This is a genomic window from Kocuria arenosa (assembly GCF_042879215.1).
GTDB lineage: Bacteria > Actinomycetota > Actinomycetes > Actinomycetales > Micrococcaceae > Kocuria > Kocuria arenosa.
This window is the reverse complement of sequence record NZ_JBHZTA010000003.1, coordinates 332,639-346,727: the sequence shown is the minus strand read 5'-3', so window position 1 is coordinate 346,727 and position 14,089 is coordinate 332,639. Positions and strand designations below refer to the sequence as shown.

At 71.6% G+C, this 14,089-nt stretch carries 12 protein-coding genes; 9 read left to right on the top strand and 3 right to left on the bottom strand.

All coding sequences use genetic code 11. From position 1 onward, the window contains the following. Positions 1–23: 23 nt before the first annotated feature. From hydA to ACFYE3_RS07545, 7 genes are all read left to right on the top strand, one after another. Entirely contained in the window at positions 24–1,445 is a 1,422-nt protein-coding gene (gene hydA, locus ACFYE3_RS07575; RefSeq protein WP_387607612.1) for a dihydropyrimidinase, read from the top strand. A 24-nt stretch (positions 1,446–1,469) separates the two neighbouring features. Continuing rightward, on the top strand, positions 1,470–2,486 hold the full coding sequence (locus ACFYE3_RS07570; protein WP_387607611.1) for a TIGR03842 family LLM class F420-dependent oxidoreductase: 1,017 nt from the start codon (positions 1,470–1,472) through the stop codon (positions 2,484–2,486). After that, complete coding sequence (locus ACFYE3_RS07565; RefSeq protein ID WP_387607609.1) at positions 2,483–3,424, top strand: ABC transporter permease; 942 nt, start codon at positions 2,483–2,485, stop codon at positions 3,422–3,424. Before ACFYE3_RS07570 ends, ACFYE3_RS07565 begins: the two co-directional genes overlap by 4 nt. After that, on the top strand, positions 3,421–4,263 hold the full coding sequence (locus ACFYE3_RS07560; protein WP_387607607.1) for an ABC transporter ATP-binding protein: 843 nt from the start codon (positions 3,421–3,423) through the stop codon (positions 4,261–4,263). Before ACFYE3_RS07565 ends, ACFYE3_RS07560 begins: the two co-directional genes overlap by 4 nt. Further along, positions 4,260–5,021 (top strand): ABC transporter permease, encoded by a 762-nt coding sequence (locus tag ACFYE3_RS07555; protein WP_387607605.1) that lies wholly within the window; start codon positions 4,260–4,262, stop codon positions 5,019–5,021. The genes ACFYE3_RS07560 and ACFYE3_RS07555 overlap by 4 nt, the downstream gene beginning before the upstream one ends. 64 nt (positions 5,022–5,085) lie before the next feature. Beyond that, complete coding sequence (locus ACFYE3_RS07550) at positions 5,086–6,243, top strand: ABC transporter substrate-binding protein (protein WP_387607603.1); 1,158 nt, start codon at positions 5,086–5,088, stop codon at positions 6,241–6,243. 191 nt (positions 6,244–6,434) lie between these two features. Continuing rightward, positions 6,435–7,820: an aspartate aminotransferase family protein gene (locus ACFYE3_RS07545; RefSeq protein WP_387607602.1), complete on the top strand. Its 1,386-nt coding sequence runs from the start codon at positions 6,435–6,437 to the stop codon at positions 7,818–7,820. Between the two features lie 176 nt (positions 7,821–7,996). Here the strand turns inward: ACFYE3_RS07545 and ACFYE3_RS07540 are convergent, their stop codons facing one another. The 3 genes from ACFYE3_RS07540 to ACFYE3_RS07530 all read right to left on the bottom strand — a co-directional run bounded on the left by ACFYE3_RS07540 (position 7,997) and on the right by ACFYE3_RS07530 (position 10,521). Beyond that, positions 7,997–9,172 carry a zinc-dependent alcohol dehydrogenase gene (locus tag ACFYE3_RS07540; RefSeq protein ID WP_387607600.1) on the bottom strand — a complete coding sequence of 392 codons (1,176 nt, stop codon included), beginning with the start codon at positions 9,170–9,172 and terminating at the stop codon, positions 7,997–7,999. Positions 9,173–9,243: 71 nt separating this feature from the next. Further along, positions 9,244–9,975, bottom strand: coding sequence for a hypothetical protein (locus ACFYE3_RS07535; protein WP_387607598.1), 732 nt, complete (start codon positions 9,973–9,975; stop codon positions 9,244–9,246). 132 nt (positions 9,976–10,107) lie between these two features. Next, positions 10,108–10,521 carry a hypothetical protein gene (locus tag ACFYE3_RS07530; protein ID WP_387607596.1) on the bottom strand — a complete coding sequence of 138 codons (414 nt, stop codon included), beginning with the start codon at positions 10,519–10,521 and terminating at the stop codon, positions 10,108–10,110. A 211-nt stretch (positions 10,522–10,732) separates the two neighbouring features. On the opposite strand from ACFYE3_RS07530, the gene ACFYE3_RS07525 reads away from it, so the two are divergent. Continuing rightward, positions 10,733–11,395: a TetR/AcrR family transcriptional regulator gene (locus ACFYE3_RS07525; RefSeq protein ID WP_387607594.1), complete on the top strand. Its 663-nt coding sequence runs from the start codon at positions 10,733–10,735 to the stop codon at positions 11,393–11,395. Between the two features lie 103 nt (positions 11,396–11,498). Continuing rightward, the gene (locus ACFYE3_RS07520; RefSeq protein ID WP_387607592.1) at positions 11,499–14,057 is read left to right on the top strand and encodes an MMPL family transporter; all 2,559 of its coding nucleotides are present in this window, start codon (positions 11,499–11,501) and stop codon (positions 14,055–14,057) included. Positions 14,058–14,089 lie beyond the last annotated feature (32 nt).

The following is a 14,089-nucleotide window of genomic DNA, read 5'->3' as shown; positions in this document are numbered from 1 at the left end:
CCCGCCCCGACGAAGGAGACACCGTGAGCACCACCCTGATCACCGGCGGGACCGTCGTCACCTCGACGGGCCGCGCCGAAGCGGACGTCCTGGTCGACGGCGAGCGCATCGTCGCCGTCCTGGAGAGCGGATCGCAGCTGCTGGGCAGCGACCTGCGGAGGAGCGTCGACACCGTGCTCGAGGCGACCGGCAAGTACGTGGTCCCTGGCGGCATCGACGCCCACACCCACATGCAGATGCCCTTCGGGGGCACCACCGCCAGCGACACCTTCGAGACCGGCACCCGCGCGGCCGCCTGGGGCGGTACCACCACGATCATCGACTTCGCCGTCCAGAAACGCGGCGAGCGCGTCATGGACGGGCTCGGGGCGTGGCACGAGAAGGCGGCGGGCGAGTGCGCCGTCGACTACGGCTTCCACCAGATCATCGGCGACGTCGACGCGGACTCCCTGCAGGCCATGCGGGGCCTGCTCGACGAGGGCGTCTCCAGTTTCAAGCTGTTCATGGCCTACCCCGGGGTCTTCTACAGCGACGACGCCCAGATCTACAGGGCGATGCGCCTCAGCGCCGAGACCGGGCTGCTGACCATGATGCACGCCGAGAACGGGCCGGCCATCGATGTCATGGTCGAGGAGCTGCTGGCGCAGGGCAAGACCGACCCGTACTACCACGGGGTCGCCCGCGCCTGGCAGATGGAGGAGGAGGCCACCCACCGCGCCATCATGCTCGCCCATCTCACCGGGGCCCCGCTGTACGTGGTGCACGTCTCCGCCAAGCAGGCCGTCGAGCAGCTCGCCGCGGCGCGGGACCGCGGGCAGAACGTGTTCGGCGAGACCTGCCCCCAGTACCTGTACCTGTCCCTCGAGGACCAGCTCGGCGCCGGGGGCTTCGAGGGCGCCAAGTGGGTGTGCTCCACGCCCCTGCGCTCCAAGCACGAGCACCACCAGGACCACATGTGGCAGGCGTTGCGCACCAACGACGTCCAGACGGTCGCCACCGACCACTGCCCGTTCTGCATGAAGGGCCAGAAGGACGCGGGAGTCGGCGACTTCTCGAAGATCCCCAACGGCATCGGCTCCGTGGAGCACCGGATGGACCTCATGTACCAGGGCGTGGTGGACGGGAGGATCAGCCTGGAGCGCTGGGTGGAGATCACCAGCACCACGCCCGCCCGGATGTTCGGCCTGCACGGGCGAAAGGGCGTCATCGCCCCGGGCGCGGACGCCGACATCGTGCTCTACGATCCCGACGGCCACACCTCCATCGGCCTGGAGAAGACCCACCACATGAACATGGATCACTCGGCCTGGGAGGGCTTCGAGATCGACGGGCACGTGGACACCGTCATCTCCCGCGGGACCGTGCTCGTCGACGGCGGCCGGTACCTCGGCCGCAAGGGGCACGGCCGGTACGTCCGGCGCGGCACGAGCCAGTACCTCGTCTGAGACCCGACCCGAGAAGGAGGACCCATGGACTTCGGCGCGGTGCTGCAGACCAATCCGCCCGCGAGCCGGACGGTCGCGCTCGCCAAGCTCGCGGAGCAGCACGGGTTCAGCCACGTGTGGACGTTCGACTCCCACCTGCTGTGGCAGGAACCGTACGTGATCCACAGCCAGATCCTGGCCGAGACCCGCAGGATCACGGTCGGTCCGATGGTCACCAACCCCGCTACCCGGGACTGGACGGTGACGGCCTCGGTCTTCGCGACGCTCAACGAGATGTACGGCAACCGCACCGTCTGCGGGATCGGCCGCGGCGACTCGGCCGTGCGGGTGACCAACGGCGCCCCCACCACGCTGAAGACCCTGCGCGAGTCGATCCACGTCATCAGGGAGCTCGCCAACTCCCGGGCCGTCGAGCACAACGGCGTCACCCTCCAGTTTCCCTGGAGCCGGGGCTCCACGCTCGAAGTGTGGGTGGCCGCCTACGGGCCGCTCGCACTGAAGCTCGCCGGAGAGGTGGGCGACGGCTTCATCCTGCAACTGGCGGATCCCGACATCGCCGCCTGGATGATCAGGACGGTCCGCGAGGCCGCCGAGAAGGCGGGGCGCGACCCGATGTCCGTGCGGTTCTGCGTGGCCGCCCCCATGTACGTGGGGGAGGACCTGGCGCACATGCGGGACCAGTGCCGGTGGTTCGGCGGCATGGTCGGCAACCACGTGGCCGACATCGTGGCGAAGTACGGCGAGCGCTCGGACGTGCCGACCGCCCTCACGGACTACATCAAGGGCCGGCAGAACTACGACTACAACGAGCACGGCCGCGCCGGCAACACGCACACCGCGTTCGTGCCGGACGAGATCGTCGACCGGTTCTGCGTCCTGGGCACGGCCGAGCAGCACATCGAGAAGCTCGAGCGGCTCGAGAAGCTGGGCGCCACGCAGTTCGCGGGCTATCTCCAGCACGACAACAAGGAGGAGACGCTGCGGGTCTACGGGGAGACGGTCATCCCCGCTCTGACCGAGAAGGTCGCGGCCAGGTCATGACCCGACCGCCGGCTCAGCCACCGCTGGCCAGCTTCACCGAACCGGAGACGGTCCCGCCCCGGCGCGGGCGGCGACGTCCGTACCGGTGGGCCTGGGACCTCGGCGGGCTGCTGGTCCCGGTGCTGCTCTGGGAGCTGTACAAGCTGCTGGGTCCGGAGAACGGCGTCCGGGTCGGTCCGGTGCCGGTTCTGCCTCGGACCACCGACCTGGCGATGCCGCACGTGTGGGAGATGGTGCTCCGGCTGCTCGAGCCGACGACCGGAACCTCGACCGCCGCCCCGCTGTGGCAGGACGTCGCCTCCGCCGTGCTGTTCAGCCTGGGGATCGTCGCCGTGGGATGGCTGGTGGGGGTGCTGCTCGGTCTCGCCCTGGCCCTGCTGATGCAGCGCTTCCGGCCCGCGAAGTCCGCCGTGCTGCCCTGGGTGGTGCTCAGTCAGACCGTGCCGCTGATCGCGATCGCTCCCCTCGTGCGCCGGTGGGGTGCGCAGGTGCACCTGGGTCCCCTGGAGTGGCAGAACTGGATGTCGGTCGCCCTCATCGCCGCCTACCTCGCCTTCTTCCCCGTCGCCGTCGGCGCACTGCGCGGCCTGGAGTCACCCGATGCCCACCACCTCGACCTCATGCGCACCCTGGGCCTCGGTTGGTGGCGCATCCTCCTCCACCTGCGGCTGCCTGCCAGTGTGCCCTACCTGATCCCGTCGTTGCGCCTGGCTGCCTCGAGCGCCGTGGTCGGCACGGTCGTCGCGGAGGTCTCCATCGGGCTGCGGGGCGGTGTCGGCCGGATGATCGTCGAGTTCGCCGCCTCCACCGGGGGAGACCCCGCCAAGCCGTGGGCGCCGATCTTCGGGGCGGTGCTGCTGGGCCTCATCGCGGTCGGGGCCGTCGGGCTGATCGGGCACCTCCTGCGCCGCTACCGCAGAGGAGAGATCTCGTCATGAACGACGAGGGGAAGAGCACGGACAACGGCCCCGCCCCCGCGGACGCCGTGGACGTCCGCGGGGTGAGCCAGGTGTTCAGTGGCAGGAAGCAGACCGTCACGGCCCTCCGGGACGTGGAGCTGCGGGTTGCCCCGGGGGAGTTCGTCTCGCTCATCGGGCCCTCGGGCTGCGGCAAGTCCACGCTGCTGCGCCTCGTCGCGGACCTGGATCAGCCCTCCGCCGGGGCCGTGCGGGTGTTCGGCAAGCCCGCAGGGCAGGCCCGAAGGGACCGGGAGTACGGCATCGTCTTCCAGCAGGCCGGCCTGCTGCCCTGGCGCACCGTCCAGGAGAACGTCGAACTGCCGCTGCACATGCACGGCGTCGGCGCCCGAGCCAGGCGGGAGCGCTCCGCCGAGCTGCTGGCCATGGTGGGGCTGACGGAGTTCGCCCAGCAGCACCCGGACCAGCTTTCCGGGGGCATGCAGCAGCGCGTGGCCATCGCCCGGTCGCTCGCCGAGCGTCCCCGGCTGCTGCTGATGGACGAACCTTTCGGAGCGCTCGACGAGATGACCCGCGAACGGATGCAGACCGAGCTCGCGCGGATCCGCACCGAGACGGGCGCCGCGGTGGTCTTCGTGACCCATTCCGTCCCCGAGGCGGTGTTCCTCTCGGACCGGATCATGGTGATGTCCGCGCGGCCCGGACGGATCCGCGGGATCGTCCCCGTGGGCCTCGGAGGGAACCGGGGTGAGGGGCTGCGCGAGGAGGCGGCCTTCTACGCGGCGATCACGGAGGTCCGAGGGGTGCTCCACGGCGGCCGGGCGCCGACCGGGGCTGTGCGCGGGACGGAGACCCGATGAACGGTGTCCCGTCCGCCCGGCTCGGTGCCCTGGTCCCGCCGCTGGCCCTGGGCGTACTTGCCGTGCTGCTGTGGCAGGGCGCCGTGACGGTCCTCGGCATCGAGCCGTTCGTGCTGCCGGCCCCCTTCGACATCGCCGGGGCGTTCGCCGAGAACGCGGGCAACGTCGCGGCCGCGGCGTCCGTCACGGGGCGCAACTCCCTCGTGGGGCTCGCCGGAGGCGCCGTGATCGGGGTGGTCGCCGCCGTGCTCGCGGCCGCGCTGGGCTCCGTCGAGCGCCTCGGCAGCCCCCTGGTCGCCGCGCTGTCCGTCGTGCCGGTGGTGGCCCTGGCCCCCGTCCTCTACACCATGTACGGCGCGGACGCGCAGGCCGCCCGCCAGATCGTGGCCGGGGTCGCCGCCTTCGTCCCGGTGTACGTCAACTCGCTCAAGGGCTTCCGTCGCGTCCAGCCGGTCCACCGGGATCTCATGCGGGCCTGCGCTGCTACCACCTGGCAGGCCACCCGTGCGGTCACCGTCCCCGGAGCCCTTCCGCACATCTCCACCGGCCTCAAGCAGGCATCCTCCCTCGCGGTGATCTCCGCGCTCGTCGCCGAGTACTTCGGGGGGCCGGTGGGCGGGCTCGGCAAGTCGATCACCTCGGCGGCAGCCAGCAGCAACTACACCCTGGCGTGGGCCTATGTCCTGGGCGCCGTCACCGTGGGGCTCGTCTTCTACCTCGCCACCGTCCTGCTCGAACGCCTGTCAACCCGCCACTGACCACGCTCACGAACCCACCCCGCGATCCCACGGCCGCCGAGGCCCACCACAGTCGGAGGACACCATGAACACCACCCAGCGGAACCGCCTCGGCCTCACGGGCGCGGGAGCCGTCGCCGCGCTGGTCCTCAGCGGGTGCGGAGGCCCGGCGGACAACCCCTCGTCCGCGGAGGGCTCCGGAGGCCCCGAGGAGCTGACCCCCGTCTCCCTGCAGCTTCAGTGGTCGGCGCAGGCCCAGTTCGCGGGCTACTACGCCGCACTGGACCAGGGCTACTTCGAGGAGGCGGGCCTCGACGTGACGATCCTCGAGGGCGGGGCGGACATCGTCCCGCAGGACGTCCTGGCCTCGGGCGACGCCGACTACGCCATCGCCTGGGTGCCCAAGGTGCTCGGTTCCATCGAGCAGGGCGCGAACATCACCAACGTCGCCCAGATCTTCGAGCGCAGCGGCACGCTGCAGATCGCCATGGCGGACTCGGGGATCGACTCGCCCGAGGACTTCGCGGGCAAGAGGATCGGCTCGTGGGGCTACGGCAACGAGTGGGAGCTGTTCGCAGGCATGCAACGGGCCGGCGTGGAGCTCTCGGACATCGAGCTGGTGCAGCAGGCCTTCGACATGAACGGCTTCCTCTCCAGGGACATCGATGCCGCCCAGGCGATGACGTACAACGAATACGCCCAGGTCCTCGAGAGCACCGACCCGGACACCGGCGAGCTCTACCGGCCGGAGGACCTCAACGTCATCGACTGGAATGAGGAGGGCACCGCGATGCTTCAGGACGCGGTCTGGGCTGATGCCGGGCGGCTCGCCGAGGACGAGCAGTACGCCGACACCACCGTGCAGTTCCTCAAGGCCGTCGTGAAGGGCTGGGGGTACGCCAAGGACAACCCCGAGGAGGCGGCCTCCATCGTGACCGAGAACGGTTCGACCCTCGGCCAGAGCCACCAGCTGTGGATGACCAACGAGACCAACAAGTTGATCTGGCCGGCCACCAACGGCATCGGCGTGCTCGACGAGGCTGCGTGGGAGAACACCGTCGAGATCGCCACCGGCACGAAGAACGAGACCGGAGCGACCATCATCAGCGGGGCGCCGCCCGAGGACGCCTACACCACCGAGTACATCGAGCAGGCGCTGGCCGAGCTCGAGGAGGAGGGGGTCGACACCCGGGGCGAGGACTTCGCGCCGATCGAGGTCGCCCTTGCGGAGGGCGGGAACTGACCCGTGACAAACCTCGGCAACGGCACCCGCGAACCCAGGTGGGCGCCGCCGTGACCGAGACGCCCTCGGCAACTCCTTCGTCCTCCTCCAACGGCTTCCGGGGGCCGGACCGGAGCCTCCGCGCCTTCACACGACGGCCGATCCACCCACCGAACATCTCACCGAGGGCACCCGAGACACAGGAGCACACCATGAACACCCCGACCGACTCCCGCACCGGCGCTGCGGCCGACGCCGCCGAGGCCGCGGTGCGCGCCGATGACCGCGCCCACGTCTTCCACTCGTGGTCCGCCCAGGCGCAGATCGCCCCGATGCCGGTCGCCGGGGGGAAGGGCTCCACGTTCTGGGACTACCAGGGCCACGAGTACCTCGACTTCAGCTCGCAGCTGGTCAATCTCAACCTCGGGCACCAGCACCCCCGGCTCGTCGCCGCGATCCAGGAGCAGGCGGCGCGACTGGCCACGATCGCCCCGGCGTTCGCCAACGATGTCCGGGGCGAGCTCGCCCGGCTCATCGTGGAGGCGGCCCCGGAGGGCGCCGCCAAGGTGTTCTTCACCAACGGCGGTGCGGACGCCGTTGAGAACGCCGTGCGCATGGCCCGGGCCCACACGGGTCGGCACAAGGTGCTCTCCCAGTACCGCTCCTACCACGGGTCCACCACCACGGCGATCTCGCTCACGGGGGATCCGCGCCGGTGGCCCAACGAACCCGGGGACCCGTCCGTCGCCCACTTCTTCGGCCCTTACCTCTACCGTTCCGCCTTCCACGCCCAGACGGAGGAGGAGGAGTGCGCGCGGGCGCTGGAGCACCTGGAGCAGGTGATCGTTCTGGAGGGGCCCTCCACCGTCGCGGCTGTCATCGTCGAAACCGTCGTGGGCACCAACGGGATCCTCGTCCCGCCCCCCGGGTACCTGCCCGGTCTGCGGGCGCTGTGCGACAAGTACGGCATCCTGTACATCGCCGACGAGGTCATGGCCGGCTTCGGGCGCACCGGAAAGGTCTTCGCCGTCGAGAACTTCGACGTGGCACCCGACCTCATCACCTTCGCCAAGGGAGTGAACTCCGGGTATGTGCCCCTCGGCGGAGTCGTGATCTCGGATGAGGTCGCCCGGACCTTCGACGACCGTGCGTTCCCCGGAGGACTGACCTACTCCGGGCACCCCCTGGCGTGCGCCGCGGGCGTGGCCACCTTCGAGGCCCTGGCGGAGGAGGGCATCCTCGAGCACGTCCACGACCTCGCCGAACGGGTGGTCCGCCCGCGACTGGAGGACATGGCGTCCCGCCACCCCGCTGTCGGCCAGGTGCGCGGACTCGGGATGTTCTGGGCCATCGAGCTCGTGAAGGACCGGCGGACCCGCGAGCCGCTCGTGCCGTTCAACGCCGCGGGCCCCGACGCCGCACCCATGGCCGCGGTGGCGGCGGCCTGCAAGAACGACGGGCTGTGGCCCTTCACCCACTTCAACCGCCTGCACGTGGTCCCGCCTCTCGTCATCACAGAGAAGGAGCTCGTGCGCGGCTTGGAGATCATCGACCGGGCCCTGGAGGTCGCGGACTCCTGCGTCATCCGTCCGGCTTGAGCCCGGCACCTGCCCTCCACCGGAAGGAGCAGTGCCGCGGCCACCTCGCGGGGGCTCACGAACCGGTGGACCCCGCCGCCGCACCGCTGAGCGGTCGGCGTCCCGCCGGGCCCTCCGTGGGGGCGACGGAACGAGCCCTCCCCGAAGAGGGAAGGGCTCGTGCACGGTGGGCGGGACTACGGCTTGAGCACCACCTTGATGCAGCCGTCCTCCTTTTTCTGGAACTTCTCGTACATCTCCGGGGCCTGCGACAGCGGGACCTGGTGGGTCGCCAGGTCGAGGACGCCCAGCGGGTCCGAGGGGTCGTCCACGAGCGGCAGGAGCTCGTCGATCCAGAACTTCACGTTGCACTGGCCCATGCGCATCTGGACCTGCTTGTCGAACAGCGTGAGCATCGGCATGGGGTCCTTCATGCCGCCGTACACGCCGCTGAGCGAGATCGTGCCGCCGCGCCGGACGGCGTCGATGGCGGTGTACAGCGCACCGAGCTTGTCCACCCCGGCCGTCTCCATCGCCTTGCGGCCCAGGGGGGACGGCAGCAGCCCGACCGCCTTGTGGGCCACACCGGCCACGTGGGAGCCGTGGGCCTCCATCCCGACCGCGTCCACCACGGAGTCCGGGCCGCGGCCGTCCGTGAGGTCCTTCAGCCGCTCGGCCACGTCGCCGGAGGAGTCCAGCGTCTCGATGCCGTGGCGCTCGGCCATGGCCCGGCGCTCGGCGACCGGGTCCACCGCGAGCACGCGGTAGCCCAGGTGCCGGCCGATCCGGGCGGACATCTGGCCGATCGGGCCCAGGCCCAGCACGGCCAGGGAGCCGCCCTCCGGGGGAGCGGCGTACTTCACGGCCTGCCACGCGGTGGGCACCACGTCGGACAGGTAGAGGTAGCGCTCGTCCTCACCGGTCTCAGGGACCTTGATGGGCCCGTAGTCGGCGTGCGGCACCCGCAGGTACTCGGCCTGACCACCCGGCACGGAGCCGTAGAGCCGCGAGTAGCCGAGGAACGCCGCGCCGCTGTTGTACTCGCGGACCTGGGTGGTCTCGCACTGCGACTGCAGCCCCTGGTTGCACATGAAGCAGTGCCCGCAGGAGACGTTGAACGGGATGACCACGCGGTCCCCGGCCTTGATGTGGGTGACGGCCGAGCCGACCTCCTCGACGATGCCCATCGGCTCGTGGCCGATGATGTCGCCCTTGTCCATGAACGGACCCAGCACCTCGTACAGGTGCAGGTCCGACCCGCAGATCCCGCTCGACGTGATCCGCACGATCGCGTCCGTGGGCTCCTGGATCTGCGGATCCGGGACCTCCTCGACGCTCACCGAGCGCTTTCCCTGCCATGTCAGAGCCTTCATCGATCCTCCTTCTCAGAGCCGCCCTCCCGGTCCGGAACGACAGCATGCTGATCTGTTCGGTTGGCCCCAGCCTACTCGGCGGCGTCCGGGCCCGCATAGTGCGCGGCCTCGGCCGCGGTCTCGCCGCGGAGGAAGTACGCCCCCACCGAGCCGGCCAGGGTGGCGAAGACGGCCACGGAGTAGAGCGCCAGCACCACCTCCAGCACGCGGGGGAAGACCCCCCGCGCCCCGAGCTCCCGGCCCGTGACGGTGGACATCGCCGCGTCGGACAGCGCCGGTCCGTATCCCGCGTAGTGGCCGAGGACGTACAGCAGCTGGCTCGCCACCAGGACGACGACGCCGGTGACCGCTGCGAGCCAGCCGATCCGGCCGGACAGCAGCTTCCCCGCCGAGCGGGAACCCCGCACCCCGGCCGAGAGCACGCTCCCCGCCCGCGTCAGCCGGGTGAGCCGGAGCAGCCGGGCGGCCTGCAGCGCGCGGACGAAGCGCAGGAAGGGCAGCAGCAGGAACAGCACCTGCCACCAGTTGCGCTTCCAGAACCGGACGGAGAACCGGGCGATGTAGGCCCGGAGCAGGAACTCGCCGACGAACACGGCCCAGAAGAGCCAGCCGACCACGTTGAGGGCGGCCACGAGCCCGGGGTCCTCGGCGAGCAGCTGGCCCAGCACCACGAACAGGAACAGGACGCCCAGGATGCCCATCGGCCGGTCGAGCCGGCGTGAGAGCCCCTCCGCCAGGCCGAGCTGCTCGGCTTCGTCGGCCGGCCGCCGGTGCTGGTGCCGGGCGTCCTCGTTCCGCTCCACTGCTGTCCTCTCCGTCGGGCCGTCCGGTCCTGGCCCCACGGTAGGCCACCGGTGCCACGGACCCGTCAGCGGCCCCGGTCGCTCGCCGTCCGTCCGGTGGGACGACGAGCGCCCGGGGGGGGGCGCGGGCGTTCAGCCGGTCTTCGTCACGGTGGCGTCGACGAGGATCGGCTCCTCTTCGCGGCCGACGTAGAGCTGCGCGGTCTCCTGGTCGGTGACCTCCTGCAGCGCCTCGTAGTCGTCGACCGTGAACACGTCCCGCTCCTCGACCGTGCCGGTGGCCTCGACCTCGTCGCCCACGGACAGGTCCTCCGGCAGCTGGTCGGCGAGCACGAGGGTGTCCTCCGCGCCGATGGCGATCACCTGGTGGGCCAGGATCTCCTGCACCTCGCCGGTGAGCGTCATGGTCTCGCCGACGAGCTCCTCGGAGGGCACGCCCGACTGATCCGCCTGGGTCAGCTCGGTCTCCTCGGCGCAGCCGGCCGCGGTGCCGACCAGCAGGAGCGCTGCCGCCGCGGCGGCGGTGGTCCGTGGATAGCGGTGCATGGTGGTCTCCTCGTCGTCGAGCTGTTCGAGCAGGTCAGGGACGACCGTAGGCGCGATGATCGCCCTGCCGCTACCGCCGCGGGCACTCTCGGGGAGTTCTCGCCGGGGGTCGTGACCCGGCTGTGACCCGTCGTTCTCCACCGCCACTCCGAATGAGTGCACGAAGTGCAATGTTGCACTGAGTGCATTGATGCACGTAGTGTCAGCACTCGTGACGAATCTGCCCGCCGAGCCGGCCCAGGACCGCCCCCCGGGGGACCGGCGGGAAGCGGTGAAGTACCACAACCGCCGCGCCATCATCGACGCCGCCGCCGCCCTGGCCGCGGAGCGGGGACTGGGCCGCTTCACCGTCAACGACCTCGCCGAACGGGCCGGGGTCTCCCGGCGCACGATCTTCAACCACTTCGCCTCCGCGGACGACGCCGTCTACGCGCGCTTCAGCGAGCTCCTCGGAGTGTTCGTCGACAACTTCGCGCGGGTCGTGGCGGCCACCCCGCCGCCCGCGAACCCCAGCCCCGGAGCCGTCCTCGAGCAGCTGGCGGACGTCATCGAGCGCACCGAGCTGATTCCTGCCATGTGCCACATCGCCCACCTCATGGGCGCGAGCGAGGACAGCCCCATCACCGCGATGTGGGCGCACGAGGTGTTCCAGACCCTCACCGCGCGGCTGGCCTCCGAGATCACCGACCGGGTCCCCGGCGCGCCCCCCTTCACCGTGGACCTGCTCGCGAGCCTGCTGCTCCACGCCCTGGCCGTCGCCTTCGAGCGGTGGGCCGAGGAGACGGGCGCGGTGGACACCCCGGACAGTCGCGCGACCTGGCAGCGGCTGGTGCGCACCGCCGTCGACCGTCTGCGCCACGGCTTCGCGGACTGACCCGCACCCACGACCCGCATTCCCGGCACGAGCTTCCCGGCACGGGATCCCTGAGACGACAGTCCGCGCACGACCGTCCTGACACGACCGACAGAGAAGAGACATGGCACATCTGCTGTACCGACTCGGGCGCTTCGCCGCCCGCCGCGCCTGGGCCGTGGTCGCGGCCTGGGCTGCGGTCCTGCTCCTCGCCGGCGGCGCCTTCGCGGCCTTCGGCGGGCAGCTGACCAACGCGATCACCGTTCCCGGCACCGAGACCCAGCGGCTGGCCGACCGCCTGCAGACCGAGCTTCCCGACGCCGGCCACGGCACCGGCCGGATCGTGTTCCAGACCGAGGACGGCGACCCGTTCGGCGCCGGCCAGCGCGAGCAGATCGGCGAGGCGCTCGCCGCGGCGGAGGAGTCCCCGGGCGTCGACGGCGTCCTGGACCCGTTCGCCGCGCAGGACGAGCGCGAGGCGCAGGAGCAGCAGCTCGCGGACGGGCGCGAGCAGGCGGCCGACGGCCGCGCGCAGCTCGACGCCGCCGAGGACACGCTCGACGAGAACCAGGAGAGGCTCGACGCCGCCCGCGAGCAGGCCGAGCGGGCCGACGCCCCCGACCAGGTCCTGGACGAGCTCGACGACCGCCAGGAGGCCCTCGACGACGGCCGCGCGGAGCTCGAGCGCAACCGGGAGCGGCTCGCGGACGGGCTGCCCGAGCTCGACCGCGGCGAGCGGATGATGGCCCTGGCCGCGGAGACCCGCACGGTCTCCGCGGACGGGACCACCGCGATGGCCGTGGTGACCTTCACCGCCGAGCAGCAGGCGGTCACCGCGGAGGAGAAGGAGTCCCTCCAGGCCGCCGTGGACGGCACGGAGATCGAGGGCGTGCAGGTCGACTACTCCCTGGAGATCGCCCAGGACATCTCCCAGCTCGTCGGCCCTGCCGAGATCATCGGCGTGGCCATCGCCGGGATCGTGCTGCTGGCCATGCTGGGCACCCTCGTGGCCGCCGGCCTGCCCATCCTGATGGCGCTCACCGGCGTGTCCGTCGGCGCCCTGGGGGTGCTGTCCTTCTCCGGGGTCCTGGACATGATGTCCGTGACCCCGATGCTGGGCGTCATGCTCGGCCTGGCCGTGGGCATCGACTACTCGCTGTTCATCCTCAACCGGCACCGTCAGCAGCTGCTGGCCGGCACGGAGCTGCACGAGTCCATCGGCCTGGCCACCGGGACCTCCGGCAACGCGGTGGTCTTCGCCGGGCTGACCGTCATCATCGCCCTGGCCGCGCTCAACGTCACCGGCATCCCGTTCCTGGGCGTCATGGGCACCGCGGCGGCGGTCTGCGTGGCCGTGGCCGTGCTGATCGCCGTGACCCTCACCCCGGCGCTGCTGTCCCTCGTGGGCGGACGGCTGCTCTCCGCCCGCGCCCGGGCCCGCGCCGCCCGCCGGCCCGCCCACCTCGGGGAGTCCCGCCCCGGGGTGGCCACCCGCCACCCGGTGCTGACCCTCGTGGCCGGCGTGCTCGCGCTCGTCGTCGTCGCGCTCCCCGCGGCCTCGATGCGCCTGGGCCTGCCGGACGCCTCCTCCGAGCCCGAGGACTCCACCCAGTACCGCACCTACCAGGTCCTCGACGAGAAGTTCGGCGCCGGCGCCAACGGCCCGCTGCTCGTGGTCGCCGACCTGCCGGAGGGCACGGACGCGTCCGGGGCCGCGGAGCTGCAGCTCACCGTGGGCGAGGAGCTCATGGCGAACGACGACGTCGTCTCCGTGGTCCCGGCCGGGCTGTCGGAGGACCACCGGACCGCCGCGTTCCAGGTCGTGCCCGTGGACGGCCCCGCCGCCGAGTCCACCGAGGAGCTCGTCAACGACCTGCGCGCCCTGTCCCCCGCCCTGGAGGACGAGCACGGTGTGGGCATCGGCGTCACCGGCCAGACCGGCGGCAACATCGACGTCTCCCAGCTGCTGGCCGACGCGCTGCCGCTCTACCTCACCGTGGTGATCGGGCTGTCCCTGGTGCTGCTGGTGCTCGTCTTCCGCTCGATCCTCGTGCCGGTCGTCGCGACCGCCGGGTTCATGCTCTCCCTCTTCGCCGCGTTCGGCGCGGTGGTGGCGATCTACCAGTGGGGCTGGCTGGGCGGACTCCTCGGCGTGCACGCGCCGGGCCCGGTGCTCAGCTTCCTGCCCACCATCCTCGTGGGCGTGCTGTTCGGCCTGGCCATGGACTACCAGCTGTTCCTGGTCTCCGGGATGCGCGAGGCGTTCGTGCACGGCCGCTCGGCACGTGCCGCCGTGCAGGAGGGGCTCCGGGCCGGCCGGGCCGTGGTCACCGCCGCGGCGATCATCATGATCTCCGTGTTCGCCGGGTTCATGTTCTCCCACATGGCGATGGTCCGGCCCCTGGGCTTCGGCCTCGCCTTCGGCGTGCTCGTCGACGCCTTCGTGGTGCGCATGATGCTGATCCCCGCGGTCATGCACCTGCTCGGCGAGAGGGCCTGGTGGCTGCCCCGCCGGCTCGACCGGATCCTGCCGAACGTGGACGTCGAGGGCGACTCCCTGCGCCGCGACCGCACGCCCGCTCCGGCCGACCCGGCCGCCGCGGCCGGGCCGAGCGGCTGGGGCGGCGCGGCGCCGGGCCCGGACGCCGAGCGCGAGCTGGTCGGCGCCGGCCGGCGCGACTGACGCGGCGCCGGGACACCCCGGCGACAGCGGCG

Bases quoted from the DNA above. Each gene is read 5' to 3' on its own strand.
- ACFYE3_RS07570 (WP_387607611.1), top strand. From the start codon at position 1,470: ATGGACTTCGGCGCGGTGCTGCAGACCAATCCGCCCGCGAGCCGGACG.
- ACFYE3_RS07565 (WP_387607609.1), top strand. From the start codon at position 2,483: ATGACCCGACCGCCGGCTCAGCCACCGCTGGCCAGCTTCACCGAACCG.
- ACFYE3_RS07560 (WP_387607607.1), top strand. From the start codon at position 3,421: ATGAACGACGAGGGGAAGAGCACGGACAACGGCCCCGCCCCCGCGGAC.
- ACFYE3_RS07555 (WP_387607605.1), top strand. From the start codon at position 4,260: ATGAACGGTGTCCCGTCCGCCCGGCTCGGTGCCCTGGTCCCGCCGCTG.
- ACFYE3_RS07550 (WP_387607603.1), top strand. From the start codon at position 5,086: ATGAACACCACCCAGCGGAACCGCCTCGGCCTCACGGGCGCGGGAGCC.
- ACFYE3_RS07545 (WP_387607602.1), top strand. From the start codon at position 6,435: ATGAACACCCCGACCGACTCCCGCACCGGCGCTGCGGCCGACGCCGCC.
- ACFYE3_RS07540 (WP_387607600.1), bottom strand. From the start codon at position 9,172: ATGAAGGCTCTGACATGGCAGGGAAAGCGCTCGGTGAGCGTCGAGGAG.
- ACFYE3_RS07530 (WP_387607596.1), bottom strand. From the start codon at position 10,521: ATGCACCGCTATCCACGGACCACCGCCGCCGCGGCGGCAGCGCTCCTG.
- ACFYE3_RS07520 (WP_387607592.1), top strand. From the start codon at position 11,499: ATGGCACATCTGCTGTACCGACTCGGGCGCTTCGCCGCCCGCCGCGCC.